Source organism: Pseudomonas sp. SR18, assembly GCF_023701505.1.
Lineage (GTDB): Bacteria > Pseudomonadota > Gammaproteobacteria > Pseudomonadales > Pseudomonadaceae > Aquipseudomonas > Aquipseudomonas cyclaminis.
In genome coordinates, this window is sequence record NZ_JAMQAU010000005.1 from 120,277 (window position 1) to 141,328 (window position 21,052).

Below are 21,052 nucleotides of genomic sequence, written 5' to 3' on the forward strand. Positions count from 1 at the left end.
GAATCTGAGTCAGCGAGGCGAATGGGGTGCAGTTTATCAGGGATGGGTCTTGGGGGCGGAGAGGTAAGTTTTGCGCGCATTACCACTTCGAACGAGGACGTTACCGCGTGTGGAATACGCCAAGGATCTGCAGTCGATCACCCCGCACTCTATCCGGGATCAGATAGGACAAGTTGGGAACTGCCCATTCGCGGGTATGTTTCACCCGACCTTCACGGCCCATGGAAGGAAACTAAGCCAGCCTGTCGACACTTGCGAAAATGGCATCCGAGAAGTCGTCGGCGGCTTTTGGATTTTCGAGAGCGATATAGTTCGCTTCGTCTTCCAGACTTTTGAGTGCTTTTTCAAGCCACTCAAACCGCATTCTTGCTCCAACGCCTAGCGCGCATGGCTGCTACTTGGTCTTCGGTGGCGAATTTGCCTTCGTCGGCTTCCTTTAGTGCCTGCTCGATTTGGGCGTTCAGCGTTTTTTCGTTCTTGATGTAGTCGCGAAGAACGTCCATCGCTAGGTAGCTCGCTGTCTGACCGTCGGTTTTGGCCAGGTCGGCGAGAGAGTTGGACACGTCTTCTGGAAGGGTTAGGGATATCCCAGTCATGGCGACCTCAATGGTGGATGGATGTTGGGCATCCTACACCGTGGAACGCTGGCCCGAGCCAGCAGATCGTCGAGTGTTGTATCGGAAGTGATTCGTTCCCCAGTCGAACGATTTGAATCAAGATTCAAGTTTTTAGTAAATGCCTCTTCCAATGACCTAAAAAAATAGATATATTCACTTTATCTTTAGAGGTATTTACTAAATTTTAGGGGTGTGAAATGTACAGTGAGGCTCTCGTTCAGTTGTCATTGGAAGCGCTTGGATGTACCCAAAAAGACCTTGCTCTTCGAGTTGGCGTCTCCTCTACACAGATTAGTAAGTGGAAAAAAGGAGAACACCTTTCTAATGAGATGGAAGAGAAGTTAAGGGAGATTTCTGGGGTTGGTGACCAGAATCCCGAATTTATTCTATGGAGTGGTTCTCGTGAAAATGCTAAAAAATGGGAGCAGCTTATTCATTCTTTAGCTGAAATGGCCCGTTTTAGCGATGAGACGGGGTATGAGGCCGAGCCTTTAATGGATGAAAACGGTCTATTATGCTGGAATATTTTTGATACTCTCCGTGAGATGGGGGTTAGCATTCCTAAGGAGTTTCCTATTGAGCTGGATATTCAGCGGGGCGATGATGACGAAGATGACAGCTTTTGGGAGGCGGTTCATAGAAATCAATATTCATCTGCCATATATAATGTTTTTAAGGCTTTTACGGACATTTACGGGTTCTACGTTGCGTATGTAGCTGATCTGATCAATGATGATATGGAGCTGTTTGACTCCCCTGCGGAAAATATTGAACCGTGCCTCATATCGCTTGCTGCCTCTAAAGTTAATATGGCTTCAGAGTTTGCACCTGGCTTTATGGCTTTTAAGTATAAAGTTGAAAGAGATTATGAAGAGTGGCTTGGTTTGGTGAAAGCGAGAGCATTTCGAGTTGGGGCGCCACTAAGAGCAGAGCTTCTTGACTTGGTTCACGGAGGTCATGATGGTCTCGGGCACGTAGCTGAGGCGGAAAGTCTAGGGCTGAATGCTTCACGTATACACCCAGATATTTATATGAATGAGCTTTTGGTGGGGATGCGAGTCATCCATCAAGTATTGCCAGCTATCATGAAGAAGCTCGGTATGGAAGATGAGTTTAAGTTGGACGAAAACGACCTTCATATTCATTAAAAATATGAACACACTAATAGTGAAAAGTATCAGGGGTTAAGTCGCAATATTTTTGTGTGAGCCCGACAAGGACCGGGATCGCGAAATGGGGCTAGAGGACCAATACGCCCAGTGGTTTGATGAACAGAACGGTAGCGACGGCTTAGGGCAAATTTAGGGCATATGCTGGGCCGCGGTAGGCCATTTCTATCCTTGCAGCTGACCCAAAACCCAATATAATCGCGGCCTAGAGCGGGTTGTGGGGCGGGCTGGTCGGGTTCGAATCCCTATGGTTGTAATTGGGTTCCCAAGGACGGCAATCTTTCCAAAGCGGCCGGTGGGCCTAGCAGCTTCTGCATCGCCCTGATTTATAAGCGCAGACTGGATCAAGTTCATTATCACCGCCGCTCATCAGCCGCAGCGCAGCAACCTAACAAAGAACCAGCGCGAAAACCCAAGAGCCCAAGGCCAGATCAGGCAGCAGTGTCGTTAACTATATTTTTTAGGTTTCAAGCTCAAATCGGTTAGCTTGGTTACAAACTCTTTCTGATGCATCGCATAAGCGCGCATTGAATCTTCATTGATGATGTCGCTGACATCTTTTGTAAAAGTTTTAAAGAGTCGATTATTGATCCTTCTAGCCAGGCGCCTAGGACCCGCGACCCCTGGATTGACACGACTTAATGCTTCAGCCAAATTAAGTAGCGGGGCTTGAATTATTAGGTCGGCGAGGACCGAAGCATTAGCAGATTTGTCATCTACAATTCCCTCGCTCCAGGTGCTAAAAGAGATGTATCTGAAAAGGCCGTCGAGCAAGCATAAAGTGGTTTCAGGGGAGAGGTTGTCTTGATGCGACCAAAGCCGATCAAGTGCTTGGTCGTTAACAATTCTTCGAGCAGTTTCCCATATAATTTTTGCTTCGCGAGCTTTCATTTTCTTCGATTTAACAAACTTACTGGTTCCCATGTCTGCGACTTTTAAGCCAATAGAAGTTCCGCCTGACGGGGCATAAATATCATAAGCGCGGCCCGGGTCTGGAAAAATCAATACATTGCCTAAGTGAGGGTCACCGTGGGTATCCTCAGATGTATAAATGAATTTTAATGCCGCAGAATATCTCCACCAGACAGCTAAACGCAATTTAAGAGAGGGCCCATCTTTGAGCCATTCTTTGCATGATATGCCGGGAATCAACTCCATCACCGCAAATGGGTATCTGTCGTTCCATTGAAATTGATAGGTTCTAACAACGAGAGGGTGCTCAAACTTTGCGATCTTCCCAGTTTCAAATTTTGCGCGCGACATACCTCGAGCGTTCCATACCTTTACAGCAACCCTACGGTTTAATAATACATCAACAGCCTCGTAGATCACCGCATTTGCGCCTCTGCCAACTTCCCTGATTATAGTGAATCCGGGAATATGAATCGACACTCCATCAGTCATTATGTCAAGGCTGTCTGAGCTATCACTTGCGTCCATCAAGAGATTTCCTTAATTGTAGCTGTAAAGCTATTGGGTCAAGCTTTTCAACTTAATACATACGGTTTCTTCGAGTCTTTGCAAGGAGAGTTTATTGCTTTTTTGGAATGAGTGTTATCCATAATTTTTAGTCATCTGTGAGGATCGCTGCTGGCCGAAATCGGACCATCAGCAAGCCTTAGATTGGTCACCGTCAGGGTTGCCTGCGTCACCGTGAACAAGGGCGTTTCGGTGGGCGAGGATGGGGCAAACGGTACGCCATTCCATGCCATTCAATGCCAGTCCTGCGTTTGTGCATGCCGGGGTGGTATGCGCATAGCCCCATAAACAAATGGATTTGGGCTTAACGACCGAAATGCTCCAGCACAATAGGAGTGCGGCCGTTCAGAGACCTTTGATTAAGCCCTGTTTGGTGTGTCCGGCATTCTCTCCAATCGACCACAGGGCACCGCGAACGTCGTCTCCCACTTCGATGAAGCCTTGCTGCTCAGCATGACGCGTCAACTCCGCCAGGGCCGGCTCCAGACCGAGCTGATTCTGGTATATCCTTTCCAGCACATCCGACGACGGATATTCGCCAGCCATAGCATCGTCTCCTTTCGAAAAAGAAGGAGCGTAGTACCGGTAGTGCCCTTTGTGGACGGTAGTTGTTGGATGCTTAGAAATTGCTACAAATCATTATGTCTTTGAGGGCATCCTCAGGGTCGCCGGGTGCAGACGAGGGGGCTACGCCCAATCCATCATCGGAGCGACCAACTGATCCAGTGACCAAGCCAAATAGTCTAGCGGGTATCGTGGTCTGACCCCGATATCCATCGTGGGCAGGCCACGATACTCCGTGAGAAACTTCCCACACTTTTCTCAGCTTGCCCCTCAGACCACCCCTAGCTAACCTCCTCCAGCCGCTGCCAATCCAGCGGCCGGATGTGGAAGTCCGATCAAGCTGAAGGCGCTCAATCGCCCATGAACACCTACCGGCGTTTTTTTACGTCTGTATGATTGCTTATGGCGGCTGTGCGCGGGGCACTTCGGTGCGCCGGGTCCTTTAGCCCTGGTCTTCCACACCTGCGTACAGCTGCCACCCCTCATGTGGAAGTGAGATAGGCAGTTCCTGAAACGCTAAAGGAGCTTCGCCATGCACAAGGTCACACCTAATCCGCCTCATGCCTCAAATGCAGCAACCCCTGACGCCAAGCTGTACGCAGCGGCTGGGCGTGCGATTCATCATTACTTTCCACCGTCTGATGAAAATGCACCGATCAACCAACCCAGTGGCAATCTATTCCTCGTCAGCCCCAACATCGACACCGAAACGCTGCTAGCCAACGCCGCCGAAAACCTCGCATCTGCTAACCGAATGGCCGCCACCCTGGCTTTCGATCTCGACGACTCCCAGCGCTCCATCGCCTTGGGCATTCAGCAACTGATCGAGTTGAGCTCTCTGCTTATCGACCGAGCTCTAGAGCAAGTCGACGCGACGTCAAGTACGACCACAGCCTGACACGCAACCTGCCGCCTTACCCCAAGGCGGCAACTTGAACTGGTCAAGTAACCCTGCGCCTCCAACCCTCGGAAACCGTCTTCAACTGCGTCGCCATGGCGTGGCGCGCAGGTGGAATGTGCCGATTCTCCCAGGGCGAAAACCACTCCAGAACCGCAATCCGCCACTCACGGTGACGCGGGTAGAACCCAAGCCCTTCACCTAGGGTAGTCGGCGTAAAGCAGAGTCAGTTATCACGACCCGGCGCCCAGAGAGTCATGCAATAAACGCATGCTTACATGGCTAACCTCTCCAGTATCAATGTCTATCACGCTCAATGTACCGTCCGAAAAAGAACAACCGGTATCGGTATAAACGACATTGCCCAATGCATGCACATGGGGGACTGTCGAGTGGCCCACATATAACTTATCCAGACCTATGATCGGTGCCTGGTTTTGCTGTTCTATTCTTTCCCTGGCATAGAGTGCGGTTTTCAACGCTTGTTGTTGGGCGGATTCCCCGCGCATGCCGCTGATAGCGTCTTTGGCGTCTTGCCAACTTTGGGTAGCACATGAAAGAAAGGCTTCAGCATGGACAATGCCGATTTTTCGACCATCCGATAAGTTGACCTCAATCATGACTGGGAGCGTTTGCAGCAGGTTGTAGATCTCGTTCTGGACGCTGGGCGACAGCGCGTAAAGCCACGCTCCGCCGTTTCGCGTGTGCCTGTTGATGTCGCCGCGACCGGATAGGCAATCAATAAGCATCTGCTCGTGGTTGCCACGTACGCCGTAAAACCATGGTTCGCTGAGCCACTTCAACACGTCAATAGAGTCAGGGCCTCTATCAATAAGATCGCCCACACAAAACAAGCGATCCTGTTGGGTGTTGAAGTTTACTTTTTCCAGGAGTGACGCGAGTAGCTTGAAATGCCCGTGAATATCACCCACCACAAAGTCGCGGCCCTTTGGGTTGGATTCAAATACTTTGATGCTGGACATGTTCAAGGCTTCGATGGGGTGGACATTAACGGACTATATCATTGCCAATGCCTGCGAAAACCTGGCGTCATCCCCAAATCAGGCAACCTGAACCCTACCTGTCGCCCAGCAAAGCTTCATAATTCCCTGCGCCGTTGAGGTCTACGATTCCCTGCAAGAGAGGACCCCAGCGCCTCCAGCCCACAGGGAACTGAAACCATGATTTCAAACCTCGTCAAAGTCGCAATGATCACCGGCGCGTTGTTGTTGAGCGCTTGTTCATCTTCCCCAGCCGTGAGCAGTGACCCGTGCTTTTCAGGTGGATGCCAGGCATTTGGCGACCACAGTCCCAACAAAGCCACCAAGATGAATGCTGGTGGCAGTGGGTTGGGGAGTAGTTATGGAGAGTATGGGGCGGGGTTGTTGCATGATGATTGATGGGGTGGTGGGGCAGTCACTGGGGTGGTGACTGACCCATTGCTATCGGGGGCAAGCCCCCTCCCACATTGGAACTGAGATTGGGGCGGGAAATGTCAGTGGCCGCCCTTCATGCGCCGCGCTATCAGGTAAATGCCCAGCCCGACCAGCGCCGTAGCGGCACCTATATAGCCGGTACTGGTCCAGCCCAACCCCGCCGTAATCGCCATTCCGCCAAACCATGGTCCCAGCGCGTTCGCCAGGTTGAAGGCCGCGTGGTTGGATGCCGCCGCGAGGCTCGGTGCTTCATGGGCGATGTCCATCAGGCGGATTTGCAACGGGGCGGCCAGGGCGATCATGGTGCCGACCAATGCGATGCCCACTAGCACGCCCCATAGCGAACTCGCTGCAAAGTGGAAGAACACCAGCACGGCCATCGACCAAACCAGAATCCAACCCACCGCGCGAAATTGCATGCGGTCAAACAGCTTGCCGCCGGCGATGTTGCCAATGATGCCGCCGACGCCAAACGCGGCGAGGCCGAAGGGGATCCACTGCGGTGACACTTTGGTCACTTCGAGCATGGTCGGCGCCAGGTAGCTGAACACGCAGAACATGCCGGCAAAGCCAATCGCGCCGATGGACAGGGCCATCCACACCTGGGGCTTGGTGAAGGCGCGCAGTTCCTTGCGCGGGTCGCTGCGTTGTTCGTCGTGGCGGTGGGGTACGAATTGCCAGACCAGCGCAATGGTGCACAGGGCGATGACGCTGACCAGCGCAAACGCCGAGCGCCAGCCCAGGTGTTGGCCGAGGAAGGTGGCGATGGGGTTGCCCAGCAACATGGCCAGCGTCAGGCCGAGCATTACCCGGGCGACGGCGCCGGCACGTTTGTCGTTGGGCACCATGCTGGAGGCGACCACGGCGGCGATGCCGAAGTAGGCGCCGTGGGGCAGGCCGCTGATAAAGCGGAAGGCCACCAGCGAGCCGAAGGTCGGGGTGAAGGCTGTGGCGAAGTTGCCCAGTGCATACAGGCCCATCAACAACAACAGCATGTGTTTGCGCAGCAGCTTGGCGCCGAGGATGGCCAGCAGGGGCGCGCCGACCATCACACCCAGCGCGTAGGCGCTGATGGCGTGGCCGACCTGGGGTTCGCTTAAACCCAGGTTCTGGGCGATGTCGGGCATCAGGCCCATGATGGCGAATTCGCCGGTGCCGATTGCGAAAGCGCCCACAGCCATGGCCGCTTCCATTTTGGCGGCACTGCGCGCGGGCAGCACGTGCCCGGGTGTTTGGTGGATAGACATGGATCGCCTGTTTGGAAGGAGTGCATAAAGGAGAGCCGCCGATGCTACGCAAGCTGCGGCGAAGGTGTCTAGAACCGCTGATTCAGGCAGAGTTCCGTGCCTGTGACCCCACGTCGCGCCTACCATACTTGACACCGGCCCGATAAAAGCCGCGATTTAGAGCTGTCAATTGGCCAAACGGCGCATAAACGCTGTTTAGCGTGATATTCTGCGCGCCGTCTTGGGCTAGTCTTTCCTGGTGCGTACACCCGTATACGTCCCAGCGATTGGCTGTCGCCCAGGTAGCTGAAGCCAATAATGATAAGAAGTCAGCGCAGAAGGGACATAAAAGTGAGGTCGATACGTCGGCCTTGTGTGCCCACCCTGCGGCCCTCGTGTGAATGTGCAAACCCCGCGGTACGTTGCCTGGCGTAGCGTGATCGAGGGTTGCCCGTTCTCTGGGGTAGCGGGGCGGATGGCGTTTTATCATAGGTGCTACTGATGTTTAAGAAAGTAAACACTGCCCTGCTGGGGCTGGCTTTGTCGATGGGGATCACGTCCGTTCACGCGGAAGAGGCAAAGAAAGTCGATGTGCTGCTGATCGGCGGCGGCATCATGAGTGCGACCCTGGGTGTCTGGCTTAACGAGCTGGAACCGGAATGGTCGATGGAAATGGTCGAGCGCCTCGATGGCGTGGCCGAAGAAAGCTCCAACGGCTGGAACAACGCCGGTACCGGTCACTCGGCCCTGGCTGAGCTGAACTACACCCCGGAAGACAAGAACGGCAACGTTGAGATCCCGAAAGCGGTCGAGATCAACGAGGCGTTCCAGATCTCCCGTCAGTTCTGGTCCTGGCAGGTCCAGCAGGGCGTGCTGAAGAACCCGCGTTCGTTCATCAACACCACTCCGCACATGAGCTTTGTGTGGGGCGATGACAACATCAAGTTCCTCAAGAAGCGCTACGAAGCCCTGCAAGCGAGCCCGTTGTTCGCCGGCATGCAGTACTCCGAAGACCCGGCGCAGATCGCCAAGTGGGTTCCGCTGATGATGGAAGGGCGTGACCCGAACCAGAAAATCGCGGCCACCTGGAGCCCGCTGGGTACCGACATGAACTTCGGCGAGATCACCCGTCAGTTCGTTGCTCACCTGCAAACCACGCCTAAGTTCGACCTGAAGCTGTCGAGCGAAGTGCAGGACATCACCAAGAACGCCGACGGTTCGTGGCGTGTCAGCTACAAAAACCTGAAAGACGGCACCAAGACTGAAACCGACGCCAAGTTCGTGTTCATCGGCGCCGGCGGCGGTGCACTGCACCTGCTGCAAAAGTCGGGTATTCCTGAAGCCAAGGAATACGCTGGCTTCCCAGTGGGTGGTTCGTTCCTGGTGACCGATAACCCGACCGTGGCCGAGCAGCACCTGGCCAAGGCCTACGGTAAGGCTTCGGTTGGCGCGCCACCGATGTCGGTTCCGCACCTCGACACCCGCGTGCTGGATGGCAAGCGCGTGATCCTGTTTGGCCCATTCGCGACCTTCTCGACCAAGTTCCTGAAAGAAGGCTCGTACCTGGACCTGCTGACCAGCACCACCACCCACAACATCTGGCCGATGACCAAGGTTGGTATTCGTGAATACCCACTGGTCGAGTACCTCGCCGGTCAACTGATGCTGTCCGATGACGACCGCTTCAAGGCGCTGCAAGAGTACTTCCCGAACGCCAAGCAATCCGACTGGCGCCTGTGGCAAGCCGGTCAGCGCGTGCAGATCATCAAGCGTGACGAAGAGCAGGGCGGCGTCCTGAAACTCGGTACCGAAGTGGTCAGCTCCGCCGACAACACCATTGCAGGCCTGTTGGGTGCATCGCCAGGCGCGTCCACCGCGGCTCCGATCATGCTGACCGTGCTGCAGAAAGTGTTCAAGGACAAGGTCGCTACCCCGGCCTGGCAGGAAAAACTGCATCAGATCGTGCCAAGCTACGGCACCAAGCTGAATGACAGCCCTGAAGCTGTTGCGAAGGAATGGGCTTACACCGCCAATATCCTGCAACTGCCTACACCGCCGGTAATCCCGGCGAAGGCTGCTCCCAAGGCGACCGAGGCTGCCAAGCCTGCGGCTGAGCCGAGCAAGCCGGCGTCTGACCTGGCGCTGTAAATCGCCCGTGGGGGGCTGAATCAGGACCCTACCGGTAACAAAAAGCCCGCTGAACCGATAACGGTCAGCGGGCTTTTTTGTGCGTGTTAAGTGCGCAAGCGCTTCATTCAAGCCTGCCTGGGAATTTGGTCTGCACGTTTAACCGCTAACGTTCAGCGGTTCTTGAAGATCAGTATTCAAATATTGAAGCCTTTTTTCAGTTGCTCATGCAGATGCAGCGCCAAATGGTTTGCGCTGTCGGTATTGCCGTAGTGATCGCAGGCCTGGTGCTGGTACGGTCGAAACGACCGACTGTCGCATGTGCCTCTTGATGCCCTTGGGTTCAGCAACCTGACAGATACTGCCTGTTAAAAAAGTACCCATGCCACGCAGGAGCGCGGCTGTAACACAGGAGGATTTTTTACTGGTGCAGGTGTTGGGCGTCAGCGCCCGAGGGTTTTCTATGTTGCTACGTTATGCGGCATTGGCGGCGGTGGTCGTCGCGGCATCCGGGTGTGTGCAAGAGCGTGTGGTGCATGAGCGCCGGCCGCCGCAGCGTGAATATGTCGAGGTGGTTGCGCCGCAACCGCCGCCGGTGCAGGTGATTGAAGTCGAGCCACCTGTGCGCGAAGGTTACATATGGTCGCGCGGTTACTGGCGCTGGGAAGGCGGGCGATACGTGGCGGTACACGGCCACTGGGAGCCGGTGCGCGAAGGCTATCGCTATGTGCATCCGCACTGGGTGCCGCGCAATGACGGGTATCACTGGCAGGTAGGGGGTTGGGTTCGCTGAGCCTCGTATCAACAAAACCTGCACGGTGCCGCAACGCCGTGACTCAGGTCAGTCGTCTCATAGCCGCCTTGGCGGCCTTGAGATCAAAGGTGGCGGTGTATTCACACCCGGCTGCGTGGGCGCAGCGTTCTATCAGGCAGTCGGCAAAATCAGCGTTGTTCGCCGCGAATCGCCGAAGCGCCTGCCAGATGACTTCGGCGTGTTCGATGGTCAGTTCGCGGGTGCGCAGCAACGTTTCCAGAACGGTGACCACGTCACTCTTCGTGCACGGGTAACAGCTTTGTAACACCCAGACCAACTCCACCACGGACACCAGGCTGACAAAGCCTGGCGCAAGGGTGGTGAGGGATTCGATCAGGGCGGATGCCTTGGGGGACTGCACCGGATCATCCTGGGTGACGTAGCGCACCAGTACGTTGGTATCCAGCCCGATCATCCGCCATTCGCTCCCCGTGCAGCGATGGCGCGGTTCATATCGTCAATGGACACCGCTTCTGCAGGCTTGCGGATCAGCCCCTTGAGGTCCTGCACCGTCTTGCTCGCTGCAATGATCGAAAATCTGCCGTCTTCCATTTCGACAAACTCGACGCGGTCTCCTGTTTCGAGGCCGAGTGCGGTCCTGACTTGTACGGGGATGGTGATTTGCCCTTTCGAGGTGAGTGTGGCGGTGGCCATAGTGAGTATCTCCAACATGATGCTCCTTACCTTAGGGTAAGGAATGATGGAGGACAATATCCGTTGGTCCATAGGGTGGCTCGCAGGTGTGAGTGAGTCGCAATAGTCAAACCCTAGTCCGGATTCCCCGTACTCACACCCTTGGCCATGGGCCAAAGCGATACAAACTATGACCTACCGCCAGCCCTGTTGCCTTATTGCACCACGCGATAACAAGGCACATACGCCGCGCCGCCCGGTAACTTCATGCGGTGCTGGGCAACAAACGCCTGCAGCAGCTCATCCAGCGGCTTCATGATGGCCGGGTCGCCATGGATCTCGTACGGGCCATGCTCTTCGATCAGGCGGATGCCCTTGTCCTTCACGTTGCCGGCCACGATCCCCGAGAAGGCCCGGCGCAGGTTGGCCGCCAGTTCGTGGGGCGGCAGCGTGTGGCTCAGTTGCAGGCTGGCCATGTTCTCGTGCGTCGGGTCGAAGGGGCGCTGGAAGCCTTCGTCGATTTTCAGCAGCCAGTTGAAATGGAACGCATCGTTGCGCTCGCGGCGGAACTGTTTCACCGCCTTGAGGCCGGCGGTCATCTGGCGGGCCACTTCGGCCGGGTCGTCGATGATGATCTGGTAGTGCGCCTGCGCCGCTTCGCCGAGGGTGGCGCCGACGAAGGCGTGCAGCTGTTGCAGGTACGGCGCGGCCTGTTTCGGCCCGGTGAGAATGACCGGAAAGGGCACGTCGCGGTTGTCCGGGTGCATCAGGATGCCGAGCAGGTACAGGAACTCTTCAGCCGTGCCGGCACCGCCCGGGAAGATGATGATGCCGTGACCTACACGCACAAAGGCTTCCAGGCGTTTTTCGATGTCCGGCAGAATCACCAGTTCGTTGACGATCGGGTTCGGCGCTTCGGCGGCGATGATGCCCGGCTCGGTCAGGCCCAGGTAGCGCCCGCCGGTGATGCGTTGCTTGGCATGGGAAATGGTCGCGCCCTTCATCGGACCTTTCATCACGCCGGGGCCGCAACCGGTGCACACGTCGAGGCTGCGCAGCCCCAGTTCGTGGCCGACTTTCTTGGTGTATTTGTATTCTTCGGTATTGATCGAGTGCCCGCCCCAGCACACCACGATCTTCGGCTCCACGCCCGGACGCAGCGTGCGGGCGTTGCGCAGCAGGTGGAACACGTAGTCGGTGATGCCCTGGGAGTTGCTCAGGTCGATGCGCTGGCTGTCGAGTTCGTTCTCGGTGTAGACGATGTCGCGCAGGGCGCTGAACAACATCTCACGGGTACTGGCGATCATTTCACCATCGACAAACGCGTCGGCTGGGGCGTTCAGCAGTTCCAGGCGCACGCCACGATCCTGCTGATGGATGCGCACTTCAAAGTCTTTGTAGGCGTCAAGGATGGTCTTGGCGTTGTCGATGTGCGCGCCGGTGTTGAGGATCGCCAGGGCGCACTGGCGGAACAGGGTATAGATGCTGCCGGTACCGGCTTCGCTCAGTTGCTGGACTTCACGTTGGGACAGGGTTTCGAGGCTGCCCTTGGGGCTGACGGAGGCATTGATGACTTGGCGTTGGAGCATTCTGATTCCTTGAAAGCACAGCCACCGCAGCCGTGGAGGCGCGATGGCTTGAGAATGGTGGGCGCCGTAAACGGTCGCACGAGCCGGATATTTACCTCAGGCGCAGGGCCCAGCGCAAATACCGTCCACCCCCATCATGCCGCAGAACTTACTGAATCAGCTTCCAGTTTTTGTAGAAAACCCGACGCAGGGTAAAGACCATCCCCGAAAACCCAGCGATCACGGCGTTGAGCACGGACGGCAGCGGCGTCGGTCGTACGATATCGATAAACAGACAGTAACGTTTGGCGTCATTTTTGTTGAAGGACGCGTGCATCAGCGTGTCATCGAAGATAAACAGCGGGTCGTCATGCCAGTAATGCTTGTGCTTGCCCACCTGGATGTAGACGCCCTCGTGGTGGGGCGCCGGCGCCATGTTGTAGAGCACGCGAAACATCATGCGCAGCGGGCCGAAGTGAAAGGAGGTCGAGCGGTTTTCGTTGAAGACGGACACAGCGATGGTCTTCACGAACGGCAGTTTCTCCCGCAGTTTCGGGATGTCCAGGGTGGTCTCGATCGGCCGGCCGTACCATTGGAAAAACAACATGCCGCGCTTCTTCTCGGCCATGCGTTCGTCCAGGTAACCGATGATTTCGTCCTTGTGCGCCATGGCGTCGTCGATCACCTGTTGCAGGTCCTGTCGCCAGGCGAGTGGCAGGTCATGCATCGTGTAAACGTGGCGGTTACGCGAACTCAGCAGGTCGAACAGCGTGTTGAACGGCGCCAACAGCCAGGTGTTGCGGCCACTGCCAATAAAGTATTTCTTGATGGTGCTCTTGTCATACAGGCCGTTACGCAGGAAGTCGTAAATACCGCACACCAGTACCAGGCAGAGGAACACCAGTGTGGTTTCGGGGAATACATCGATAATCAGCAGCACGCCGAGTACCCAGGCGACCGATACCGCTTTTTTACGCAAAGCAGGCTTGTTCATGCAACTCAGCTCCAGGAGGACGCCATTCGACAGTCGGATCCGTGGCCGCGAGTGGTGGGGTTTTTGAAACATATTGAAACAACTGCGTCATGATAAGACGTTCTGCGACGCAAGGGCGTATTAAATAGTGCGAAATTGTGAAGGCTTTGCACCGTTTTCAAGCCTTGCCAGCCCTGTGTGGATTGGATTTTGTAAACGGAAGATTTACGTCTATCGTGACGCTTCGGTTTTTCGGGCGTCATAGACCGGTACGATTGAAGTTGAATGGCCACCATTGGCCTTCGGCACCTTGGAAGAGGCAGAAATTTTTATGATCATCAAACCGCGGGTTCGTGGCTTTATCTGTGTGACCGCTCACCCTGTTGGCTGTGAAGCGAACGTCAAAGAGCAGATCAACTACGTAACTGAAAACGGCGTCATCGAAGGCGGCCCCAAGAAGGTGCTGGTCCTCGGCGCTTCCACCGGCTACGGCCTGGCCGCGCGCATCAGTGCTGCGTTTGGCTGCGGCGCCGATACCCTGGGCGTGTTTTTTGAGAAAGAAGGCGAAGAAGGCAAGCTCAGCTCTGCGGGCTGGTACAACAGTGCTGCGTTCGAGAAGTTTGCCGTCGAAAAAGGCCTGTACGCCAAGAGCATCAACGGCGACGCGTTTTCCGACGACATCAAGCGCCTGACCATCGAAACCATCAAGAAAGACCTGGGCAAGATCGACCTGGTGGTCTACAGCCTGGCCGCGCCACGCCGTACCGATCCTAAAACCGGTGAAGTCTATAACTCCACCCTCAAGCCGATCGGCAAAGCCGTGACCCTGCGCGGTATCAATACCGACAAAGGCGTTGTGGTCGACACCACCCTTGAGCCTGCGACCCAGGAAGAAATCGACGGCACCGTGAATGTCATGGGTGGCGCTGACTGGCAATTGTGGATCGACGCCCTGCGTGACGCCGACGTCCTGGCCGAAGGCGCCAAGACCACTGCGTTCACCTACCTCGGCGAGAAGCTGACCCAGGACATCTACTGGAACGGCTCCATCGGCGAAGCCAAGAAAGACCTCGACAAGAAAGTCCTGACCCTGCGCGACAACCTGGCCGCACTGAAAGGCGACGCCCGTGTGTCGGTACTCAAGGCGGTGGTTACCCAGGCAAGCTCGGCGATCCCGATCATGCCGTTGTACCTGTCGTTGCTGTTCCGCGTAATGAAAGAGCAGGGCACTCACGAAGGCTGCATCGAGCAAGTCTACGGCCTGTTCAAAGACAGCCTGTACGGCAGCGAGCCGAAACTCGACGCCGACGGTCGTTTGCGTGCCGACCTGGCTGAGTTGGAGCCAAAGGTCCAGGACGCCGTCGCGGCACTGTGGGATCAGGTTACCGACGAAAACGTCAACGAGATCAGCGATTTTGCCGGCTACAAGGCAGAGTTCCTGCGCTTGTTCGGCTTTGAAGTCGATGGCGTGGATTACGAGGCTGATGTGAACCCGACCGTCAAGATCAACGGTCTGGTCCAGGCCTAAACGCGGTTGAAACTGTGGGAGGGAGCAATCCTCTCCCACATTTGATTGGTGTAGATGCTTCCTTATGGGAACATTCCTACACGCCGTTGCGCTCCCATTCCCGCCTCAATCTGCCAGACTTCCCCCGCTATCAAGCCACGCTAACGGAGGATCTGATGACGATTCGTGCAGTAGTTTTTGATTTCGGCGGTGTTTTGTTCGATTGGAACCCGCAACACCTGTACCGCAAGCTGATTGCCGACGAACACGAGCGGCAATGGTTCCTCGATACCATCTGCACCCAGGCCTGGAACACCGAGCAGGACGCTGGCCGGCCGTTGGCCGAAGCCACGCAAGTGCTGGTCGATCAATTCCCGCACCATAAAGCCTTGATCACTGCGTACTACGACCGTTGGCACGAGATGCTGCGTGGTCCGTTGCCTGACGGTGTGGCGATTCTCAAGGCGCTGCATACGGCCAACATGCCGTTATTCGGGCTCACCAACTGGTCTGCCGAAACCTTTCCCTATGCCCGGGCCAACTACCCATTCCTGAAGTGTTTTCGCGACATAGTGGTGTCTGGCGAATTGAAGCTGATCAAGCCCAATCCGGCGATCTACGACGCCAGCCTCAGTCAGGTTCGTGCCTATTTGCCCGATATCCAGCCAGGGGAAGTCGTGTTTATCGACGATGTTGCCGACAATGTCGACGCTGCCGTCGCGCTCGGCTGGCGAGGCATTCACCATGTGTCGGCTGAACACACGGCGGCTCGGCTGCGTGAGTTGGGCGTGGGGTTCTAGCGCGCCCACTTCTCCAGGGCGAAATCGACAAAGGCGCGCAGCTTTGGCAGGCGATAACGGTCCTGGCCGTACAACAAGTGCATGGGGCGGCTGGGCAGTTGGTAGGTGGTCAGCAAAGCCACCAGCTTGCCGGTCTGCAGGTCGGGTTGTACCAGGGCGTCGGGCAGCATGACGATGCCCATGCCTTGCACCGCCGCCTGGCGCAGGGCCTGGGAGCTGTTGATGGTCAGCGAGCCGGACACCGGGATTTCCACTTCGCCCTCTGCGCCGGTCATGCGCCAGAGCTTGTCTGCATTGCGCCAGTCGTCGGTGGACGGGTAGGCGAAGGCCAGGCAGTCGTGATGTTGCAGGTCCTCGGGCGTCTGTGGCGTGCCGCGCCGTGCCAGGTAGTGCGGTGAGGCGCAGAGGGTGATGGTGTAGTCCTGCATCGGCCGCGCGATCAGGCTCGACGCCTCCAGTTCCCCCAGGCGGATCGCGACGTCAAAGCCGCTGTCGACCATGTCCATGCGCTGATTGCTGAGCACCACGTACAGTTTGATCAAGGGGTAGCGTAGGGAGAATTCGCTCAAGGCGGGCGCCAGGCGTTCGGTGCCGAAGGCAGGTGGGGCGGTGATGCGCAGGGTGCCTTTGGGAACTTCACTGTGGGCTTGTTCAGCCCATTGCTCGGAATCGGCCACCAGCCCCAGCACTTCCAGACAACGCTGGTAATACTGGCCACCGAACTCCGTCAGGCTCTGTTTGCGTGTGGTGCGCTTGAGCAGGCTGACGCCCAGGCGTTGCTCCAAGGCGCGCAGGTGGTTGCCGACCATGGTGGTCGACATCCCGCACGCGTGGGCGGCGGCGGTCATGCTGCCGGTCTCCACCACTTTCACGTAAACCGACATCGCTTGGAACAGATCCATTATCAATCCCTGATTTAAAGTCATTGCAGGAAAGTGCAGTTTATCCAGCTGAGGTGGCTAACGATACTTCAACCACCCCAACCGGAGCCTGCCACCATGACTGCCGCCTGCCTGATGACCACCTACCAACCTTTGGCCTTGAGTTTTACCCGTGGCCTGGGCACACGCCTATGGGACCAGCAGGGCCGAGAGTACCTGGACGCGGTAGCGGGCGTGGCAGTAACCAACGTCGGTCACTCCCACCCGAAACTGGTGACAGCCATCAGCGAGCAAGCCGGCCTGTTGCTGCACACCTCCAACCTCTACAGCATCGACTGGCAGCAGCGGCTGGCTCAGCGCCTGACACAACTGTCCGGCCTGGACCGTGCCTTCTTCAACAACTCCGGCGCCGAAGCCAACGAGACCGCACTGAAACTGGCGCGATTGCACGGCTGGAAAAAAGGCATCGAAGAACCGTTGGTGGTGGTGATGGAAAACGCCTTCCACGGCCGCACGCTCGGTACCATGGCCGCGAGTGATGGGCCATCGGTGCGTCTTGGTTTTCAGCGCTTGCCTGGGGATTTTCTCAAAGTCCGGTTTGGTGATCTGGCGGCCATCGAAGCGCTCACCAAAACCCTTGGTACGCGGATCGCGGCGGTCTTGCTGGAGCCGATCCAGGGCGAAAGTGGCGTGTTGCCAGCCCCACCGGGTTACCTGCAAGCCTTGCGCGACCACTGCACGCGCCATGGCTGGTTGATGATGCTCGATGAAATTCAGACGGGCATCGGCCGTACCGGCGCGTGGTTTGCGTTCCAGCACGAAGGCATCGTGCCGGACGTGATCACCCTGGCCAAAGGCCTCGGCAACGGCGTGCCCATTGGCGCCTGCCTGGCCCGGTCGGCGGTCGCTCAGTTGTTCACGCCGGGCAGCCATGGCAGCACCTTCGGCGGCAACCCGCTGGCGTGTCGGGTGGGCTGCACCGTGCTGGACATCATCGACGAGCAGGGCCTGTTGCAGAACGCTGCGCAACAAGGCGAACGCTTGCTGGCGCGGTTACGCATGGAATTGGACGAGCACCCGCAGGTGCTGGCGATTCGCGGGCAGGGCTTGATGATCGGTATCGAATTGGCCAGCCCCTGCCGCGACCTTGCCCAGCGCGCCGCCCAGGAACATGGGCTATTGATCAACGTGACGCGGGGCAAGGTCATTCGCCTGTTGCCGCCGCTGACCCTGGATGCCAAAGAGGTCGAGATGATCGTGCGGGCCATCACCCGGTTATTGGATCAGGCCCATTGAGCCATTCCTGGTTCATGGTTTCTTTATCGCCCAGGTATTCGAGCAACCACGCCATGGCCGGGGACAGTTTGTTCTGTGCCCAGGCCACGCACGACGGGCTGGCAGGGAAGGGCCGGGTCAATTGCAGCGCTACCAGTTCACCGCGTTCGATCCATGGCAACACCTGATGCGCCGGCGCCATGCCGACGCACAGGCCATCGCGCAGGCAATCGATGGCGGATGCCCAGTTCGGCACCACCAGCCGCCGTTGGTTATCCAGCGTCCAGGTATCACGCTTGGGCAGGTTACGTGAGGTGTCGGTCATGCACAGCGAGGCGAACGGGCGCAGTTGGTCATCACTGAGCAGGCCTTGCACGGCCGCCAATGGATGCCTGGCGCTGACCACACACAGCCAGTTCAACAAGCCCATGTCGCGAAAAGTGAAGTGACTGGCCACCGGCACCGCACTGGTGGCGCCGATCACTATGTCGGTGCGCTCATCGGCCAGGGCATCCCACACGCCGTTGTACACCTCGTACTCCAGCAACAATTCCACCTCGGGAAACTGTCGATAGAAATCCAGCACCAATTGCCGGCAGCGCTGAGGTTTGACGATGGAGTCCACGGCTACCTTTAACTGGCCGCTCCAACCGTTCGCCACCTGCTGGCACAATCGCCGCGTGCCGAGCATTTTTTTCATCACGCCTCGGGCTTCGTCTATAAACAGACGGCCTGCGGGGGTCAGCTCGACGTCGCGATGGCGCCGCACAAACAGCGGCACCGCCAGCCATTCTTCAAGCTGGCGCACCGTGTAGCTGATAGCCGATGGGACGCGGTGCAACTCTTGAGCGGCGGCGCTGAAGCTGCCGTGGCGTGCCACTGCATCGACGACATCCAGAGAGTATTCAGACCACATAATGCTTGTCTTCAAAATTATTGATAGGAGTGTCCAATTATTATCGCTTCACACGCAATCTGTCAGCTTCATAATGGGCGCCAGTCAGCAAATAGTTTGATGGCAGGATCGACAAGGCTTCAATGAAAAATTCTTTTGGTTTCACTTGGTATCTGGCGGGGCTGAGCATGCTCGGTTATCTGGCCATGGACATGTACTTGCCGGCGTTCGGCGCCATGGGCGAACAGTTGCAGATTGGCGCGGGCGCGGTGGGTGCCAGCTTGAGCATTTTCCTCGCCGGCTTTGCCCTGGGACAGTTGTTGTGGGGGCCGTTGTCCGACCGCCTGGGCCGCAAGCCCATCCTGCTCGCAGGCTTGAGCCTGTTTGTGCTGGGCTGCGCCGGGATGTTCTGGGTCGAGACAGCACCGCAACTGCTGGCCTTGCGTTTTATGCAGGCGATTGGCGTGTGCTCTGCTGCCGTGAGCTGGCAGGCGCTGGTGATTGATCGCTATCCGGCCGACAAGGCTCACCGGGTGTTCGCCAGCATCATGCCGTTGATGTCGCTGTCGCCGGCCCTGGCGCCGCTGCTGGGCGCGATGGTGCTGAATCACTTCGGTTGGCAGGCGATCTTCGGGGTGCTGCTGGGCGTTTCGCTGCTGTTGCTGCTGCCGACGTTGTTCCTGCGCAGCGTGCCGAAGCTGCAGACTGAAGCACCATCGCGCCTGGGTTATACGCAGTTGCTGACGTCTCGGGTGTTCACCGGCAACGTAATGATCTTCGCTGCCTGCTCCGCGAGTTTCTTTGCCTGGCTGACCGCTTCGCCCTTCATCCTTGGCGACATGGGCTACAGCCCGAATGACATCGGCCTGAGCTACGTACTGCCGACACTGGCGTTTCTGGTAGGTGGCTACAGTTGCCGCAGTGCCCTGCAGCGTTTCCAGGGCAAGACGCTGCTGCCCTGGTTGTTGGTGGCCTATTGCATCAGCATGCTGGCGCTGTACCTGGTTGCGACCTTGACCGTGCCGACCCTCACCACGTTGCTGATTCCGTTTTGCCTGATGGCGTTGGTCAACGGTGCGAGTTATCCGATTGTGGTAGCGAATGCGCTGATGCCGTTTGCGGAAAACTCCGGCAAGGCGGCGGCGCTGCAAAACACCTTGCAACTGGGCCTGTGTTTCCTCAGCAGCCTGCTGGTGTCGTCGATGATCGAGCAACCGCTGCTGATTACCGTGATCGTGATGCTGGCGACCGCGCCACTGGCGGTGTTGGGCTACTGGCTGGCGCGGCCGAAGGCGGACGACTCCGAGTTGGCCGCTGCCTAGAACGTTATTTCCATATTCACCGTCGGCGTCGACGTGCGGCTGCCCCGGCCGCCGTCTACACCGAACTTGTTATGCCAGTACTCGTAACCCACCCCGAGGTACAGGTTCGGCTTCACGCTTTTACCCGGCCGTACCGCCACCATCAACGCTGTGCGCATCAAGGCCTCCGGCGCCGTGTCGCGGCCATGGTAGTCCTCACCTTTTTCCCCGACGTAATTGATAAACCCCTGGAATTTCGCCGCGTGGCTGGCGATCTCGAATGGACGCATCCAGGTCAGGTTAAGCAGGTAGGTGTCGTCGAAGGTGTGGTTCGATTCCTGCGCGCCGGTGATGCCGGTGTGGTTCTTTTCCTTGTAGTACATCAGGCTCAGGTCCAGCACGCCCACGGTGTTGAACTTCAAGGTCGGGCCAATCACCAGCGCGCGTTTTTTCGCCGAGGCAAAGTTGTTGTTGCGGTTGGCATCAAAGCCCAGGGTCAGCGCGTAATCCTTGATCAGCCCGGTGCCCAGCGGCACATCCAATACACGTGAGGCGTACAACTGATGCCGGTATACGGCATACACCTCGCTGCCACCGTGATCGGTGCCCTTGCGTGGGTCGCTGCTGTCGGACAGAAACACATCCAGATTCAGGAAATTGCTGCCGTATTGGTAGCCGCTGGCGTGGGTGAAGCTGTAGATGCGTTTGCTGAAGTCGTCGGGATTGTTCGGGTTGGTGAACTGCTGGCCATAGCGAAAGCCCAGGCTGTTGTTCATCCATTCCACCGCGACAGCCTCCCCGCCGCCGAGGAGGGTGAGTGCAACGGTGGCGCCTTGTAATACCTTTTTCATGGTTGTGGTCCTTTGGCGTTCTGGCTCATCACGGCCGG

At 57.1% G+C, this 21,052-nt stretch carries 21 protein-coding genes and 1 pseudogene; 9 read left to right on the forward strand and 13 right to left on the reverse strand.

Features of this window, described 5'->3' with window-relative positions:
- Positions 1-100: 100 nt before the first annotated feature.
- Positions 101-364: pseudogene (locus NDJ82_RS09950) on the reverse strand (type II toxin-antitoxin system RelE/ParE family toxin).
- Positions 354-596 carry a CopG family ribbon-helix-helix protein gene (locus tag NDJ82_RS09955; RefSeq protein WP_250925368.1) on the reverse strand — a complete coding sequence of 81 codons (243 nt, stop codon included), beginning with the start codon at positions 594-596 and terminating at the stop codon, positions 354-356. The pseudogene NDJ82_RS09950 and the gene NDJ82_RS09955 overlap by 11 nt, the downstream one beginning before the upstream one ends.
- Positions 597-814: 218 nt before the next feature.
- Between NDJ82_RS09955 and NDJ82_RS09960 the strand changes: the two genes are divergently transcribed.
- The gene (locus NDJ82_RS09960) at positions 815-1,765 is read left to right on the forward strand and encodes a helix-turn-helix domain-containing protein (RefSeq protein ID WP_250925369.1); all 951 of its coding nucleotides are present in this window, start codon (positions 815-817) and stop codon (positions 1,763-1,765) included.
- Positions 1,766-2,233: 468 nt separating this feature from the next.
- On the opposite strand, the gene NDJ82_RS09965 is transcribed toward NDJ82_RS09960, so the two are convergent.
- Together NDJ82_RS09965 and NDJ82_RS09970 are read right to left on the reverse strand one after the other, a co-directional pair.
- Positions 2,234-3,226, reverse strand: coding sequence for a protein kinase domain-containing protein (locus NDJ82_RS09965; RefSeq protein ID WP_250925370.1), 993 nt, complete (start codon positions 3,224-3,226; stop codon positions 2,234-2,236).
- 384 nt (positions 3,227-3,610) lie between these two features.
- Entirely contained in the window at positions 3,611-3,811 is a 201-nt protein-coding gene (locus NDJ82_RS09970) for a hypothetical protein (RefSeq protein ID WP_250925371.1), read from the reverse strand.
- 550 nt (positions 3,812-4,361) lie between these two features.
- Here NDJ82_RS09970 and NDJ82_RS09975 point away from each other — a divergent pair.
- Complete coding sequence (locus tag NDJ82_RS09975; RefSeq protein WP_250925372.1) at positions 4,362-4,727, forward strand: DUF6124 family protein; 366 nt, start codon at positions 4,362-4,364, stop codon at positions 4,725-4,727.
- 233 nt (positions 4,728-4,960) lie between these two features.
- On the opposite strand, the gene NDJ82_RS09980 is transcribed toward NDJ82_RS09975, so the two are convergent.
- The gene (locus NDJ82_RS09980; protein ID WP_250925373.1) at positions 4,961-5,710 is read right to left on the reverse strand and encodes a metallophosphoesterase; all 750 of its coding nucleotides are present in this window, start codon (positions 5,708-5,710) and stop codon (positions 4,961-4,963) included.
- A gap of 198 nt (positions 5,711-5,908) precedes the next feature.
- Here NDJ82_RS09980 and NDJ82_RS09985 point away from each other — a divergent pair, with 198 nt between their 5' ends.
- Positions 5,909-6,127, forward strand: coding sequence for a hypothetical protein (locus NDJ82_RS09985; protein ID WP_250925374.1), 219 nt, complete (start codon positions 5,909-5,911; stop codon positions 6,125-6,127).
- 95 nt (positions 6,128-6,222) lie between these two features.
- Here NDJ82_RS09985 and NDJ82_RS09990 read toward each other — a convergent pair whose 3' ends face one another.
- On the reverse strand, positions 6,223-7,410 hold the full coding sequence (locus NDJ82_RS09990) for an MFS transporter (RefSeq protein ID WP_250925375.1): 1,188 nt from the start codon (positions 7,408-7,410) through the stop codon (positions 6,223-6,225).
- A 480-nt stretch (positions 7,411-7,890) separates the two neighbouring features.
- Between NDJ82_RS09990 and mqo the strand changes: the two genes are divergently transcribed.
- Together mqo and NDJ82_RS10000 are read left to right on the forward strand one after the other, a co-directional pair.
- Complete coding sequence (gene mqo / locus NDJ82_RS09995; protein WP_099587363.1) at positions 7,891-9,537, forward strand: malate dehydrogenase (quinone); 1,647 nt, start codon at positions 7,891-7,893, stop codon at positions 9,535-9,537.
- A 442-nt stretch (positions 9,538-9,979) separates the two neighbouring features.
- Positions 9,980-10,309 carry a YXWGXW repeat-containing protein gene (locus tag NDJ82_RS10000; protein ID WP_099587362.1) on the forward strand — a complete coding sequence of 110 codons (330 nt, stop codon included), beginning with the start codon at positions 9,980-9,982 and terminating at the stop codon, positions 10,307-10,309.
- Between the two features lie 43 nt (positions 10,310-10,352).
- Here NDJ82_RS10000 and NDJ82_RS10005 read toward each other — a convergent pair whose 3' ends face one another.
- The 4 genes from NDJ82_RS10005 to NDJ82_RS10020 all read right to left on the reverse strand — a co-directional run bounded on the left by NDJ82_RS10005 (position 10,353) and on the right by NDJ82_RS10020 (position 13,525).
- Entirely contained in the window at positions 10,353-10,745 is a 393-nt protein-coding gene (locus NDJ82_RS10005) for a type II toxin-antitoxin system VapC family toxin (protein WP_250925376.1), read from the reverse strand.
- Entirely contained in the window at positions 10,742-11,056 is a 315-nt protein-coding gene (locus tag NDJ82_RS10010; RefSeq protein ID WP_177411514.1) for an AbrB/MazE/SpoVT family DNA-binding domain-containing protein, read from the reverse strand. The genes NDJ82_RS10005 and NDJ82_RS10010 overlap by 4 nt, the downstream gene beginning before the upstream one ends.
- A gap of 122 nt (positions 11,057-11,178) precedes the next feature.
- Positions 11,179-12,552: a nucleotide 5'-monophosphate nucleosidase PpnN gene (gene ppnN / locus NDJ82_RS10015; RefSeq protein WP_099587360.1), complete on the reverse strand. Its 1,374-nt coding sequence runs from the start codon at positions 12,550-12,552 to the stop codon at positions 11,179-11,181.
- 148 nt (positions 12,553-12,700) lie between these two features.
- Positions 12,701-13,525, reverse strand: a complete 825-nt coding sequence (locus NDJ82_RS10020; RefSeq protein WP_250925377.1) for an aspartyl/asparaginyl beta-hydroxylase domain-containing protein — start codon at positions 13,523-13,525, stop codon at positions 12,701-12,703.
- A gap of 310 nt (positions 13,526-13,835) precedes the next feature.
- On the opposite strand from NDJ82_RS10020, the gene fabV reads away from it, so the two are divergent.
- Both fabV and NDJ82_RS10030 read left to right on the forward strand, forming a co-directional pair.
- Complete coding sequence (gene fabV / locus NDJ82_RS10025; RefSeq protein WP_250925378.1) at positions 13,836-15,032, forward strand: enoyl-ACP reductase FabV; 1,197 nt, start codon at positions 13,836-13,838, stop codon at positions 15,030-15,032.
- Positions 15,033-15,187: 155 nt separating this feature from the next.
- Positions 15,188-15,811 carry an HAD family hydrolase gene (locus tag NDJ82_RS10030; RefSeq protein ID WP_158877063.1) on the forward strand — a complete coding sequence of 208 codons (624 nt, stop codon included), beginning with the start codon at positions 15,188-15,190 and terminating at the stop codon, positions 15,809-15,811.
- Here the strand turns inward: NDJ82_RS10030 and NDJ82_RS10035 are convergent.
- Positions 15,808-16,713: a LysR family transcriptional regulator gene (locus NDJ82_RS10035; RefSeq protein ID WP_158877061.1), complete on the reverse strand. Its 906-nt coding sequence runs from the start codon at positions 16,711-16,713 to the stop codon at positions 15,808-15,810. The genes NDJ82_RS10030 and NDJ82_RS10035 overlap by 4 nt on opposite strands.
- A 96-nt stretch (positions 16,714-16,809) precedes the next feature.
- On the opposite strand from NDJ82_RS10035, the gene NDJ82_RS10040 reads away from it, so the two are divergent.
- Positions 16,810-17,988 carry an acetylornithine transaminase gene (locus NDJ82_RS10040; protein ID WP_250925379.1) on the forward strand — a complete coding sequence of 393 codons (1,179 nt, stop codon included), beginning with the start codon at positions 16,810-16,812 and terminating at the stop codon, positions 17,986-17,988.
- On the opposite strand, the gene punR is transcribed toward NDJ82_RS10040, so the two are convergent.
- Positions 17,960-18,883, reverse strand: a complete 924-nt coding sequence (punR, locus tag NDJ82_RS10045; protein WP_112194124.1) for a DNA-binding transcriptional activator PunR — start codon at positions 18,881-18,883, stop codon at positions 17,960-17,962. The genes NDJ82_RS10040 and punR overlap by 29 nt on opposite strands.
- Before the next feature lie 122 nt (positions 18,884-19,005).
- Here punR and punC point away from each other — a divergent pair, with 122 nt between their 5' ends.
- Positions 19,006-20,184 (forward strand): purine nucleoside transporter PunC, encoded by a 1,179-nt coding sequence (gene punC / locus NDJ82_RS10050; protein ID WP_158877056.1) that lies wholly within the window; start codon positions 19,006-19,008, stop codon positions 20,182-20,184.
- Here punC and NDJ82_RS10055 read toward each other — a convergent pair.
- On the reverse strand, positions 20,181-21,014 hold the full coding sequence (locus NDJ82_RS10055; RefSeq protein WP_250925380.1) for a nucleoside-binding protein: 834 nt from the start codon (positions 21,012-21,014) through the stop codon (positions 20,181-20,183). The genes punC and NDJ82_RS10055 overlap by 4 nt on opposite strands.
- Between the last annotated feature and the right edge of the window lie 38 nt (positions 21,015-21,052).